Source organism: Streptomyces sp. NPDC052064 (genome assembly GCF_055585925.1).
In genome coordinates, this window is record NZ_JBVJJE010000004.1 from 171,862 (window position 1) to 185,074 (window position 13,213).

Genomic DNA, 13,213 nt, shown 5'->3' on the forward strand with positions numbered 1-13,213 from the left:
GATGGGCGGGGGCCGCCGGGACAGGCGGCCTCCCTCTCAGTCCAGGTAGCCCCTCAGCTGGTCCGCGAAGGTGTGGTCGCGGAGCTTGTTCAGGGTCTTCGACTCGATCTGCCGTATGCGTTCCCTGGTGACGCCGAAGATGCGGCCGATCTCCTCCAGCGTGCGGGGGCGGCCGTCGGCGAGGCCGTAGCGGAGCTGGACGACCTTGCGCTCCCGCTCCCCCAGGGTCGACAGGACCGCCTCCAGGTGCTCCTTGAGGAGGAGGAACGCGGCGGATTCGACGGGGCTGGTGGCGTCGCCGTCCTCGATGAGGTCGCCGAGGGCGACGTCGTCCTCCTCGCCCACGGGCGCGTGCAACGACACCGGCTCCTGGGCGAGGCGCAGCACTTCGCTGACGCGCTCCGGGGGCAGGTCGAGGTGGGCGGCGACCTCTTCCGGCGTCGGCTCGTAGCCCCGCTCCTGGAGCATGCGGCGCTGGACGCGGACGACCCGGTTGATGAGCTCCACGACGTGCACGGGGACCCGGATGGTGCGGGCCTGGTCGGCCAGGGCGCGGGACATGGCCTGGCGGATCCACCAGGTGGCGTAGGTGGAGAACTTGTAGCCGCGGGCGTAGTCGAACTTCTCGACGGCCCGGATGAGCCCGAGGTTGCCCTCCTGGACGAGGTCGAGCATGGTCAGCCCGCGCCCGACGTAGCGCTTGGCGACGGAGACGACCAGTCGCAGGTTGGCCTCGATGAGCCGGCGCTTGGCCATCCGGCCCATGACGACGAGCCGGTCGAGATCCAGCGCCAACTGGCTGTCCAGGTCGGGGGCGAGCCGCAGCTTCTCCTCGGCGAACAGGCCGGCCTCGACGCGGCGGGCGAGTTCGACCTCCTCGGCGGCGGTCAGCAGGGGGATGCGGCCGATCTCCCGCAGGTACTGGCGGAACAGGTCCGAGGAGGGGCCGCCGGTGTCGGGGCGGACCCGCGGCGGTTCGACGGCTTCGGGAGCCTCGGCCGTCTCGACGGCCTCGGCGGGCGGCTCCTCCGGTTCCGTCTCGGGGCGGAGCACGACGCGGCCCTGCGCCGGGACCGCGGGGAGGACGTCGTCCTCCGCGTCCGGTGCGGCGCCGTCGGCGCCGACGGCGCCGCTGACGTCGGTCTGGGTGAGGGTCTGGGTCTGCACGGGGGCGACCTCCAGGATGATCGCTGCCAAGGCGGGCGGCAGCGGTACTTCGGGGGCGGAGTAGGCGGCCTCGCCGCTGTCCGTCCCGTACGCGATGAGCGGAACCGCGGGGGTCTGGGACCCGTCGGGGACGGATCGGCCGCGCTCCGAGGACTCAGGCACCGGAACCCAGTGTGGGGTAAGACACATCGTCGCCACGAGGGGCGTGCGATGACTTTTTGCTTCCGGTCCGTGACCGCGTGGTGACGTCAGAGCGCGGCGGCGCCGTGTCCCCGGAGGGCCTGGTCGTACTGCTGGAGGACCCAGAGTTCGTTCTGTACGGCGGCCAGCTGGGCCGGGTCGCCGTGGCTGCCGAGGCGGGTGAGCTGGCTCGTGATGTCGCGGATGCGGCGTTCGACGGCGCGACGGCGGACGGTGACCAACTGGGCGCCCGCGTAGGTCTCGTCGACGCCCTTCACGCCCTTGTGCAGCAGGATCGCCTCGACGGCCAGTTCCGTCACCATCGCGCGGACCGCGTCGTCCGGGGCGGCCTCGCGGACCTTGACCAGGTAGTCCTGGGGGTCCGCGACGCCCAGTTCGGCGCCGCCGGCGTCCAGGATGGCCTGGCGTACGGCGGCGTAGGGCGGGGCGGTGAACTCGTCGATGCCGTACGCGTCGAAGGCCGGGGAGACCAACTCGGGGCGCTGGAGGGCGAGTTTGAGGAGTTCGCGTTCGGTGGCGTAGACCGGGTTGCGGAGGTTGAGGGCCGGGCCGCGGGGGGCGGCGGACGGCTGGGCGGCGGCGTACTGCTGCGCCCCGTGCTGGTGCCGGTCCGGGGCCGGGCCCTTGCCGCCGCGGTCGCGGGCCCAGCGGGCCAGCTGGGCCACTCGCTTGACCACGAACTGGGTGTCGAGGATGCCGAGCATGCCGGCGAGCTGGACTGCGACCTCGTGCTGGGCGCCGCTGTTCTTGATGCGGGCGACGATCGGGGCCGCCTCGTCCAGGGCGGCGGCGCGGCCTGCGGGGGTGTCAAGGTCGTAGCGGACGACGATCTGGCGGAGGGCGAACTCGAAGAGCGGCGTGCGGGGTTCGACCAGGTCCGCCACCGCCTCGTCGCCCTTGGCGAGACGCAGGTCGCAGGGGTCCATGCCGTCGGGGGCGATGGCGATGTACGTCTCGGCGGCGAACTTCTGGTCGTCCTCGAAGGCGCGCAGGGCCGCCTTCTGGCCGGCCGCGTCGCCGTCGAAGGTGAAGATGACGCGGGCCGAGCCGTTGTCCATCAGCAGGCGGCGGAGGATCTTGATGTGGTCGCCGCCGAAGGCCGTGCCGCAGGTGGCGATGGCCGTCGTGACGCCGGCGAGGTGGCAGGCCATCACGTCCGTGTAGCCCTCGACGACCACCGCGCGGCTCGTCTTCGCGATCTCCTTCTTCGCCAGGTCGATGCCGTAGAGGACCTGGGACTTCCGGTAGATCGCCGTATCGGGCGTGTTGAGGTACTTGGGGCCGTTGTCCGCCTCGTACAGCTTGCGGGCGCCGAAACCGACGACGTCGCCGCCGATGTCGCGGATGGGCCACATCAGGCGGCCGCGGAAACGGTCGATGGGGCCGCGGCGGCCCTCCTGGGCGAGCCCGGAGAGCAGGATCTCCTTGTCGGTGAAGCCCTTGCCGCGCAGATAGCGCGTCAGATGGTCCCAGCCCTGGGGGCTGTAGCCGACGCCGAAGTGGACGGCTGCGGCCTGGTCGAAACCGCGCTCGGCGAGGAAGACCCGGCCGGTGTCGGCCTCGGCGGAGGTCGCGAGCTGTTCCGCGTACCACTCGGCCGCGATCTTGTGGGCCTCGACCAGGCGGATGCGTTCGCCGCGCTGGTGGGAAGGGTTGTACCCGCCCTCCTCGTAGCGCAGGGTGACGCCCGCCTGGCCGGCCAGGCGCTCGACCGCCTCGGAGAAGGAGAGGTGGTCGATCTTCATCACGAACGTGATGGTGTCGCCGCCCTCCTGGCAGCCGAAGCAGTGGAAGAGTCCCTTGCTCGGGCTGACCTGGAAGGACGGTGACTTCTCGTCGTGGAACGGGCAGAGACCCTTGAGGTTGCCGCCGCCCGCGTTGCGCAGCTGGAGGTACTCGGACACCACGGCGTCGATCGGGACCGCGTCCCGTACCGCCTTCACGTCCTCGTCGTTGATCCGTCCTGCCACGCGTGAATTCTACGGTGGCGGACCGACACCTACGGTGCGAGGTTTTCCAGCGGAACGTGCGGGTCCGCCAGCGACTCCGTGTTCACCCGGGTCTTGGTGCGGATCAGCCGCTGGATCTTGTCTGTGACGTCCCACACGTTCACGTTCATCCCGGCCAGCACCCGGCCCTCCTTCACCCAGAACGCGATGAACTCGCGCTTCCCGGCATCCCCGCGGATCACCACCTGGTCGTACGTCCCCGGGGGCGCCCAGCCGGAGTACTCCATCCCCAGGTCGTACTGGTCGGAGAAGAAGTAGGGCACGCGGTCGTAGGTCACGTCGCGGTCCAGCATGGCGCGCGCGGCCGCCGGACCGCCGTTGAGGGCGTTGGCCCAGTGCTCGACGCGCAGCCGGGTGTCGAAGAGGGCGTGCGGGAAGGAGACGACGTCGCCGGCCGCGTACACGTCCGGGTCGGAGGTGCGCAGCCGCTCGTCGACGACGATGCCGCCGCCGTGGGCGCGCTCGGCGATCTCGAGGCCGGCCGCCTCCGCGAGGTGGGTGCGCGGGGCCGCGCCGATCGCGGCCAGGACGTCGTGCGCGGGGTGCTCCTCGCCGTCGTCGGTGCGGGCCGCGAGGACCATGCCGTCCTGGCCGACGATCTCGGTGAGCCGGGCGCCGAAGTGGAAGCGGACGCCGTGCTCGCGGTGCAGGTCGGCGAAGAGCTGGCCGAGTTCGGGGCCGAGGACCGAGTGCAGCGGGGTCGGTCCTCGGTGGACCACGGTGACCTCCGCACCGTACTCGCGGGCCGCCGCCGCGACCTCCAGGCCGATCCAGCCGGCGCCCGCGATGACCAGGTGGCCGTTGTCGCGGCCGAGGTTGGTCAGGACGTGCTTGAGGCGCTCGGCGTGGGCGAGGCGGCGCAGGTGATGGACACCGGCCAGATCCGTGCCCGGGATGTCGAGGCGGCGGGGCTCGGCGCCGGTCGCCAGGAGCAGCTTGTCGTAGCGGACGACGGTGCCGTCCTCGCCGAAGCGGACCGTCTTCGCCGTGCGGTCGATGGCGTCGACGGTCTGGCCGAGGTGCAGCTCGATGTCGTTCGCCGCGTACCAGGCGGGCTCGTGCACGAAGACGCTGTCGCGCTCTTCCTTGCCGAGGAGGTAGCCCTTGGACAGCGGCGGGCGCTCGTAGGGGTGGTCCCGTTCGTCGCAGATCAGTATCACGCGGCCGGTGAAGCCCTCCGCCCGGAGCGTCTCGGCCGCCTTGGCCCCGGCCAGTCCGCCTCCGACGATGACGAATGTCTGATCCGCGTCGACCACTTGGTGCCTCCTCGTAAGGGTGTCGCCACTTGCGAGCGTCCCGCACGGAGCGTGATGCGGGAAGAGGGAGTGACCCGATCAGGCCACGGAGGGTCACATTCGGGGGTGCTCGCGTCCCGCGTGTCGCGTCAGTCTCATGCCTGCCCCGTCAGACGGGCGTGAAGCGAACGGGCCGACGTGTCGGTGAGGGAGGCGATCTGGTCGACGATCACCCGTTTGCGGGCCCGGTCGTCCGGCGCCCGGTCGTACAGCGCGCGGAACTGCGGGTCCAGGCCGTCCGGGGCGCGGGCGGTGAGCGCCTCGGCCAGTTCGGCGACGACGATGCGCTGGTCGGCGCGCAGGCGTTCCTGCTCGGCGCGCTGCATGACGTAGAGGTCGGCGACGGCCTTGAGGACGGCGCACTCCATCCGGGTCCCGCGCGGGACGACCAGTTCGGCGGCGTACCGGGTGAGCCGTCCGGCGCCGTACGCGGTGCGGGTCGCGCTCTCGGCGGCCAGGCAGAAGCGGCCGATGAGCTGGCTGGTGGCGTCCTTCAGCCGGGCCTGGGCGACGGCGGTGCCGTCGTAGCCGTGCGGCCACCACTCCTGGGCGAGGAGCCGGTCCAGGGCCTCGGCGAGTTCGGCGGGGTCGGTGTCCGCCGGTACGTACCGGCCGCGGGCGACCTGGAAGACGTCCTGCCGTTCGGGTTCCGCGTGCAGGCAGTTCGGGTCGATGTGGCCGGCGTGCAGGCCGTCCTCCACGTCGTGCACCGAGTAGGCCACGTCGTCGGACCAGTCCATGACCTGCGCCTCGAAGCAGGTGCGGGTGCCGGGGGCGTCCTTGCGGACCCAGTCGAAGACCGGGCGGTCGTCCTCGTAGACACCGAACTTGCGGGACGCCGGGTCGGTGGGGTGGGCGCCGCGGGGCCAGGGGTACTTGGTGGCGGCGTCGAGGGCGGCGCGGGTGAGGTTGAGGCCGACGGAGCCTTCGGGGGTGAACCGTTTGGGCTCGATGCGGGTGAGGAGTCTGAGGGACTGGGCGTTGCCCTCGAAACCGCCGCAGTCGGCGGCGAACTCGTTGAGGGCCTGTTCGCCGTTGTGGCCGAAGGGTGGGTGGCCCAGGTCGTGGGAGAGGCAGGCGGCTTCCACGAGGTCCGGGTCACAGCCGAGGGCCGCGCCCAGTTCGCGGCCGACCTGGGCGCATTCGAGGGAGTGGGTGAGGCGGGTGCGGGGGCTGGCGTCCCAGGCCGGGCCCATGGTGCCGGGCGTCACCACTTGGGTTTTGCCGGCGAGGCGTCGTAGGGCGGAGGAGTGGAGGACTCGGGCCCGGTCGCGTTGGAAGGCGGTGCGGCCGGGGCGTTTGTCTGGTTCCGGGGCCCAGCGGTCGACTGACGTCGGGTCGTACGCCGGGGGGGTTTGTGGGGTGCCTGCCATGTGTCGACACTACGGGCATGGGCGTGCCGTGTGCCTGAGCGTTTGCCGGGTTCGGTCGTGTGGCGGGTGCGGGGTGGGGGTGGCTGGTCGCGCCCACGCGGCGGAGCCGCATATCGACACAGCCCCGCGCCCCTTGGGTAAGTGCGGTACCCCGCGTCTTAAGCCGAAGCCAATTGCAGCTGTGTCGCCCCGGTTGCCAGCGCCTCGTCGTAGCGGTGGAGGAGGAGGTGGGCCATGGCCGGGTGAGTGCCGAGGGGGGCCGCGGCGATCCAGGGGGCCGCTTGGGCGCACTCCGTGGCGAAGCGGCCGGGGGCCGTGAAGTAGGAGGCCAGGGCTATGTGGTGGCGGCCCCTGGCGAGCAGGGTGCGGACGGCCGTTTCCACCGTGGGAGTCGCCGCGGAGGCGTAGGCCGGGATGACGGGCACGCCCAGGCGGGCCGCGAGGAGGTGGGCCGTGCGGGTGGTGTCCGTCTTCGCGTCCGGGTCGCGGGAGCCGGCCGCGGCGAGTACGACCGCGCTGGTGCGGCGGGGCGTGCCGCCCCAGCCGGCCTCCGTCAGGCGGGCCTGGAGGGCGTCCACCAGGAAGGGGTGCGGGCCCAGGGGGGCCGCCACGTGGGTGCGGGCCGGGGAGGCCGCGGCCATCTCGGGGATGTCCTGCTTGACGTGGTAGCCGCGGCTGAGGAGGAGGGGGACCAGGACGGCCTCCGTGTCTCCCAGGGCGGCGAGCGTGTCGGGGAGCAGGGGGGCGTTCAGTTCGATGTGCCCGAGGTGCACCGGCACGTCGGGGCGCAGCGCGCGGACGCGGTCCAGGAGCGCGCGTACGGTGCTCAGCGCACGGGGGTCACGGCTGCCGTGGGCCACGACCACGAGGGCGGGCGGGGCCGGGCGGCGCGTGGCGGGCTGCGGGACGAGGCTGAGCTGGCTGGGCATGCAACCGATGGTCGCCGTCGCACGTTGCCTTCCCGTTGCGTGGGCGTCACGGGTGTTTTCCAGCGGTTCACGATGTGGGACAGGCGCGGTGTGAGGCCGCTTGACCTGGGGCTTCCGTGTAACGAGTGAAGCTGGTCACGCATACGCGGATGAACCGGGCGGCCCGAGGGGGCGACCCTGACCGGACAGCAGGCCGGGTCGAGCAGGTGCCGCCATCGAGCGGCGGAACCGGCCAATCTGCCTCTCGCGCCCCCTGCCCCTCGTCATTCCGCTTCACAGGAACTCCACAGGTCAAGTGATGGTGCACTCTCCCTCCGGATGCTCGGGCCAGTGGGGCTGAATTGTTGCCATGTCCCGATCAGCCCTTGTTACGGGTGATCGCCTCGTGTCTACAGTGATCAGGCGCTCGGCGGATTGGGCCTGACCACCCGGTTCCCCGCGCGTCACTTTGGGGGAGGCGTTCGCGTACAGCACCACGCGTTGCCGCGTCCCCCGTCTGGCAAAAAAGGGGGATTCTGTGACGAGGTTGGTGGCGCCCGCCCCAAAGCGCTCGCTGTGGCCGGAACCGTCTGGGCCGGCAGGTCCGCCGCGCGTGACACCGATCGTGCCGGTGCTGGGCCGCACGCATACAGGCCAGGCGCACGCATGACCGCCGGACGGCGCCGGTAACGACGACGTCGCCCTCGCGCGACGCCCCATACACGTCTCCCCCAACCTCTCCTGCCGCCGCGCATTCGGGCGGCCGTCGGCACGCGCCGTAGTGGGGCCGCACCCGTCGGGTCGGTCCGTCGCGCGGAAGTGAGACCACGTCAGCGCCGGCACGCGGATTCGCTCAACCGTCGATGATGCCGTGCCGGAAATGTCACGTTCAGCAGGCTCAGTAACGTGCACGCCCCTTGGTCCTCAAATCCAGCCTTCCAGTGTCTAAGTTCCATAAGTAACCAAAAAGGAGGAATGAAGTGATAAGAAGTCGGCTTTCTGCTGTTCTTCTGGCTGCCGCAACCGGCACCGCGCTCCTGGCCGCCGTCCCGACAGCGTCCGCCGCCCCCACGAAGCGCTGCTACGACCGGATGGCGTGCTTCTACTACAACTCCAATCAGCAGGGGGCCCTCGCCACGATCGGCAACGGCGGCTACAACCTCGACGCCCAGATCTTCAAACCCGACTCCGGCCCCGGCTCTCGGCAGAAGCTTGAAGACCATGCCGCGTCCTGGGACTCCCGCACCCGCAACACCGCGTTCTGCGTCCACCGCGACCGCTGGTGGAAGGGCCCTTACAACTCCCTCAAGCCGCAGGGCCGCAAGAACCTCACCTCTGCGCTGAAGAACAAGAACTCCTCGACGAACTGGTACCCCCGCCATGAGGGCGGCGGCGGCCACTGACCCCGGAAGGACCCCCCATGCGTTTACTCAGGACTGCACCGATAGCCGCCGCCCTCACCGTGGGAGCGCTCGCACTGTCCTCTTGCTCAAGCCAGGGCACCAGCCCTCCCCAGGATCGTGCCGGTGCCACGAAGGTTTCATCGAAGCCCCAGGCCAAGACGGCCGACGAACGTGTCCAGGGCTCTCCCACCCGCGTCGTAGCCGCGATGAGTCTCCCCTTGGACGCCTACCAGCTCAGCCCCGAGGAATACGAGAGAAGTCAGCAGGCCCTGTGGCAGCTGACCACCAGCTGTATGCAGGGCGTCGGCTTCACTTCCTTCAATTTCGCCCCGTCGCCTGGCGCCTCGGAGGAGATCGAGGAGCACGAAGACCTCCGTTACGGCACGTACAACCAGCAAACCGCTGAGCGCCACGGCTACCGCCCCGACTTCGGCCAGCACGCTCGGGTGGCCGCCATCGGCGGCGAAGAGCCTCGCTTCACCTCGGAAGAGGAAGCCGCGCTCGACGGCCTCTCTCCCGAGCGAACCAACGGCGAGCCCAGGAAGGTCCGCACCACCCGCGCAGGGGAGCCCATCCCGGAGGACGGCTGCTATGGGCAGGCCCTCGACAAACTCACCGGTGGGCAGGGCGAGACGTACCTCAACGACACCCTTGTGGAAGAACTGGACGGCCAGTCCTACGAGAAGTCCTTGGAGGACCCGAAAGTAGCGGCGGTGTTCGCTCACTGGTCGGCGTGCATGGCCTCCAAGAGCTTCACCTACAAGTCACCGATCGAGGCGAACAACGACGCCTCCTTCACCGGGGACGCCGCCGGCGCCAAGGAGAAGCAGGTCGCGGTGGCGGACACCCAGTGCAAGAGCAGCACCAACCTGGTGTCCGTGTGGCACGACGCCGAGGCCGCGGTACAGCGCACCCTGATCAACGAACACGGACCGGAACTCGCCAAGATCCGAGCCCTCAACGCGGCGATCCGAGCGAAGAGCGACGCCGTCCTCAGCTGAACGGCCCGGGCAGGCGAACCCGTCCTGCCTGTGCGGTGATCAGGGAGGGCTGTGCCTTCCGCGAGGCCCGTGTGTCACAGCCCCGAGGGTGGCCTCGAATCGGCCGGCCGTCGCAGCACCGTCCCCCCTGGTCCTGCGGCGGTCGGCTCCCAACGACCAGGGGGGCGCCCTTCCGGCCTGCCGGGGGGCCGCTCCGATGGCCGTGTCCTGACCAGACACAGCCCCCCGGCTGTCCTGCGACCGTCAGCGTCCGTGGAAGCGCGGGGGGCGCTTCTCCAGGAACGCCGTCATCCCCTCCTTCTGGTCCTCTGTGGCGAACAGGGCGTGGAACACCCGTCGTTCGAAGCGGAGGCCGTCCCGCAGGCCCGTCTCCAGGGCCCGGTCGACGCACTCGCGGGCCGCCCTGACCGCCGTACGGCCGTACGAGGCGATGGCCGCCGCCGCTTCCAGTGCCTCGGCGAGGACCCGGTCGTCGGGGACCACGCGGGAGACCAAGCCGCAGCGCTCGGCCTCCCGGGCGTCCATCGTGCGGCCGGTGAGCACCAGGTCCATGGCCTTGGCCCGGCCCACGAGGCGGGTCAGCCGCTGGGTGCCGCCGATGCCGGGTATCACGCCCAGCTTGATCTCCGGCTGACCGAAGAGGGCCGACTCGCCCGCGACGACCAGGTCGCACATCATGGCCAGCTCACAACCGCCGCCGAGCGCGTAGCCGGCCACGGCGGCGATCTTCGGGGTGCGCAGGTCCGCGAAGTCCTCCCAGGCCGCGAAGTAGTCCTCGGACATCATGTCCACGGCCGACCTGCCCGCCATCTCTTTGATGTCCGCGCCGGCCGCGAAGACCTTCTCCGAGCCGGTGACGACGAAGCAGCCCACCTCCGGGTCCTGGTCCAGCGGGCCGAGGACGCCGAGGAGTTCGGCGAGCAGCTCGGAGCTGAGCGCGTTCAGGGCGTGCGGGCGGTGCAGGCGGACGGTCACCACGCGGCCGTCCCGTTCGACTTTCAGGTGGTTCATCTTCCCTCCATGGAAGGTCGGTCACGAGTCCCAGATCGCGCCGTACGCCGGAATCCCCCGCCGTTCCAGGCCGTGCACCACCTGCCAGGTCAGCCGCTTGTTGGAGATGCAGATGACCGCCTCCGCACCGAAGTCGCGGTACGCGGCGTGGGCGAGCCGCACCATGTCGGGCTTGCCGTGCCGGGAGGTGTCCCAGACCAGGGCGTGCGGCTGGACGGCGAGGATCTCGTCGACGAGGGCGTCCCCGTAGGTGGCGCGGGGGTCGCGGGTCGCCCAGACCAGGCGCGAGGGGACCTCGGCGGCGAGCAGGTGGGGCAGGCAGGGGCCGATGCCGCTGCCGGTCGCGACGTAGACCACCTTCCTGAACAGGACCTCGATGTTGGCGACTCCGGCCGTGGTGATGCCCTTCACCCACACGCGCGAGGGCATGTCGTCGATGAAGGACCCGGTCCAGTCACCGGCGCGGGAGATGGTGAGCCGGAAGCCGGAGCGGCCGGGGGCGGGGACGTTGGCGAAGGAGTGCCACTCCTTCAGCGGGCTCCGGCTGATCGCGGTCGAGGAGCCGGCGAAGGGGGTCTCGCCGTAGTCGAAGCGGGCCAGCGCCACGTGCGGCGAGGGGCGTTCGACGCGGACGTCCACCTTGCGCAGCCGCAGCCAGGGCAGCGCCACGCTGAACGTGACGACGGCGAGGACCGCGAGCGCCGCCGGTCCCTGACCGGACAGCAGGGTGTGGGTCCAGAAGAGCGCGAGGGCGCTCCAGCCGCCGAAGCGGTGGATCTTCTCGAAGTGGTCGTGGTGGCGGGAGCGGAAGGCCGGCAGCGCGGTGGCGACGATCAGGGCGAGGAGGGTCACTAGGGTCCAGCTCACCGTGATCAGCGGCACGTCCGTTCCGGCGCGTGTCACCGCGACCGTCAGGGCCAGGAACCAGGCCGCCCCGGCCAGCGCCCCGCCCACGTGCAGCCCGCCGAAGTGGTACACCTTGCCGAGCGTCCAGCGGACCTTCAGCGGCCAGCTCACCGGGGCCGAAGTCGCCAGCCGGAACAAGAGGTTGATGACGTACTGCTGGCGTACGAGGACGGCGAGGGCGAGGTTGGCGAGGGCTGCGTGCCCGAGGGTGGGCGTGGCCGGGGGCCCGGCGGCCCACAGGAACGCCGCGTTGGCCAGGAGCACCAGGGCCGCGAGGCGGTTGTGGTGCATCAGGCGGGGGTGCTTGAGCAGGCGGCGGGCGACGGGCAGGAGCGGCGGGAGCTCGCCCGTGTCCTGGTGGGTCCGGGCGGGGGACGTGGTCATCGGGCCACCGCCACGCGCTCGTCGAGCATTCCCAGCAGGGCTTGTTTGTCGACCTTGCCGCGGTCGGTCTCGGGGAGGAACGCGAGGGGCAGGACCCGCTCGGGGACGCAGTAGTAGGGCAGTGCGTCCGCGACCGCGCGGCGGGCCGTGTCCGGGTCGACGTCGGCCGGGCAGACGAAGGACACCAGCGTGCGGGCGTCGCGTTTCAGGGTGACGGCGCGGGTGCAGCCGGCGGCCGTCTCCAGGACGGAAGAGACGGAGTCCAGCTCGACGCGGAAGCCGCGCACCTTGACCTGGTCGTCGGTGCGCCCGAGGTGCTCCAGCTCACCGTCGGGGGTCCAGCGGCCGAGGTCCCGGGTGCGGAACATGCGGCGGCCGCCGCCGAGGAAGGGGTCGGGGGCGTAGCGCTCGGCGTTGAGGGCGTCGTTGCCGAGGTAACCCGCGGAGACGCAGTCGCCGCCCGCCCACATCTCGCCGGCCTCGCCGACGGGCAGGGGGCGCCGGTCGGCGTCGAGGACGTAGACCGTGTTGTTGGGAGTGGGACGGCCGATGGTGAGCAGCGGGGCGGCCGGGTCGTGGCGGCTCATCGTGTTGACGATCGTGGTCTCCGTGGGGCCGCAGCAGTTGTGGAAGGCGGCTTGCCGGGCCCAGCGGTCGGCCAGCGGGCGCGGGCAGGGCTCCCCCGCGACGGCGACCGTGCGCACGCGCGGGCAGGCGGCGGGGTCGAGGCCGGACAGCACGGTCGGCGTGGCGATGAGCACGTCGGCGGTGCGGGCCGCCGCGGCGATGTCCTTGCCGCGGATGACGAGGGTGCCGCCGTGGGCGAGGCAGCCCAGGATCTCCCAGGCGGCCATGTCGAAGGCGATGTTGAGGAGTTGGGCGACCCGGTCGCCGGGGCGGATGCCGAGGCCGCCCGGCTCGGTGAGCAGGAGGTTGGCGACGTTGCGGTGGGTGACCTTCACGCCGTTGGGGCGGCCGGTGGTGCCGGAGGTGAACAGGACGTAGCAGCCGTCGTCGCCGGTGACGCGCGGGCGCGGGGCCGGGGCGTACGGCTGCGGCTCGTCGAGCGCGAGCAGCAGGTGGCCGTCCGGCAGCGGCACGCGGTGGGCGTGCTCGGCGACCGTGAGGACGATTCGGGTCCGGGCGGTGCGGATGACGTGGGTGAGCTGTGCCGGGGGCGCGAGGCCGATGTCCTGCGGGACGTAGGCGGCGCCGGCCTTCAGGATGCCGAGCAGGCCGACGAGCATCGGGATCGAGCGGCGGACGAACAGGCCGACGTGGTCTCCGGGGCGTACGCCCTCGCGGACGAGGCGGGCGGCGAGGGCGTCGGCGTACCGGTCGAGCTCGCCGTAGGTGACGTGCGCGCCCTGGTGTTCGGCGGCCACGGCGTGCGGGGTGGCCGCGGCGTGCCGGGCGACGGCGTGGTGCAGGAGCGGGTCGGGGACGGTGACGGTGGGGCCCCGGCCGTATCGCCGGAACAGCTCTCGGTCCTGGGGGGTCAGATGGCGCAGAGGCATGATCGGTTGGCCTCCTGGCTGTTTCGAGTGTGGGAGTC

The 13,213-nt window shown here is 71.5% G+C and carries 10 protein-coding genes; 2 read left to right on the forward strand and 8 right to left on the reverse strand.

Features of this window, described 5'->3' with window-relative positions; all coding sequences use genetic code 11:
- Positions 1-36: 36 nt before the first annotated feature.
- The 5 genes from ACZ6TU_RS12020 to ACZ6TU_RS12040 form a co-directional block, all read right to left on the reverse strand.
- Positions 37-1,329 (reverse strand): RNA polymerase sigma factor, encoded by a 1,293-nt coding sequence (locus ACZ6TU_RS12020; protein WP_467668787.1) that lies wholly within the window; start codon positions 1,327-1,329, stop codon positions 37-39.
- A gap of 86 nt (positions 1,330-1,415) precedes the next feature.
- Complete coding sequence (gene dnaG / locus ACZ6TU_RS12025) at positions 1,416-3,338, reverse strand: DNA primase (protein WP_469547981.1); 1,923 nt, start codon at positions 3,336-3,338, stop codon at positions 1,416-1,418.
- 29 nt (positions 3,339-3,367) lie between these two features.
- A complete protein-coding gene (locus tag ACZ6TU_RS12030) occupies positions 3,368-4,633 on the reverse strand; it encodes an NAD(P)/FAD-dependent oxidoreductase (protein ID WP_467668783.1) in 1,266 nt (421 codons plus the stop codon).
- 134 nt (positions 4,634-4,767) lie between these two features.
- Positions 4,768-6,045, reverse strand: coding sequence for a deoxyguanosinetriphosphate triphosphohydrolase (locus ACZ6TU_RS12035; RefSeq protein ID WP_467668781.1), 1,278 nt, complete (start codon positions 6,043-6,045; stop codon positions 4,768-4,770).
- A gap of 158 nt (positions 6,046-6,203) precedes the next feature.
- Complete coding sequence (locus ACZ6TU_RS12040) at positions 6,204-6,974, reverse strand: sirohydrochlorin chelatase (protein ID WP_467668779.1); 771 nt, start codon at positions 6,972-6,974, stop codon at positions 6,204-6,206.
- A 959-nt stretch (positions 6,975-7,933) separates the two neighbouring features.
- Between ACZ6TU_RS12040 and ACZ6TU_RS12045 the strand changes: the two genes are divergently transcribed.
- Positions 7,934-8,356, forward strand: a complete 423-nt coding sequence (locus tag ACZ6TU_RS12045) for a hypothetical protein (protein ID WP_467668777.1) — start codon at positions 7,934-7,936, stop codon at positions 8,354-8,356.
- Between the two features lie 206 nt (positions 8,357-8,562).
- On the forward strand, positions 8,563-9,357 hold the full coding sequence (locus ACZ6TU_RS12050) for a hypothetical protein (RefSeq protein WP_469547986.1): 795 nt from the start codon (positions 8,563-8,565) through the stop codon (positions 9,355-9,357).
- Between the two features lie 243 nt (positions 9,358-9,600).
- Here ACZ6TU_RS12050 and ACZ6TU_RS12055 read toward each other — a convergent pair whose 3' ends face one another.
- From ACZ6TU_RS12055 to ACZ6TU_RS12065, 3 genes are read right to left on the reverse strand one after another with little or no spacing between them, the layout of a single operon-like run.
- The gene (locus tag ACZ6TU_RS12055) at positions 9,601-10,368 is read right to left on the reverse strand and encodes an enoyl-CoA hydratase-related protein (protein ID WP_467668773.1); all 768 of its coding nucleotides are present in this window, start codon (positions 10,366-10,368) and stop codon (positions 9,601-9,603) included.
- Between the two features lie 21 nt (positions 10,369-10,389).
- Positions 10,390-11,658 carry a ferredoxin reductase domain-containing protein gene (locus ACZ6TU_RS12060; protein ID WP_469547988.1) on the reverse strand — a complete coding sequence of 423 codons (1,269 nt, stop codon included), beginning with the start codon at positions 11,656-11,658 and terminating at the stop codon, positions 10,390-10,392.
- Complete coding sequence (locus ACZ6TU_RS12065) at positions 11,655-13,175, reverse strand: amino acid adenylation domain-containing protein (protein WP_469547990.1); 1,521 nt, start codon at positions 13,173-13,175, stop codon at positions 11,655-11,657. The genes ACZ6TU_RS12060 and ACZ6TU_RS12065 overlap by 4 nt, the downstream gene beginning before the upstream one ends.
- Positions 13,176-13,213 lie beyond the last annotated feature (38 nt).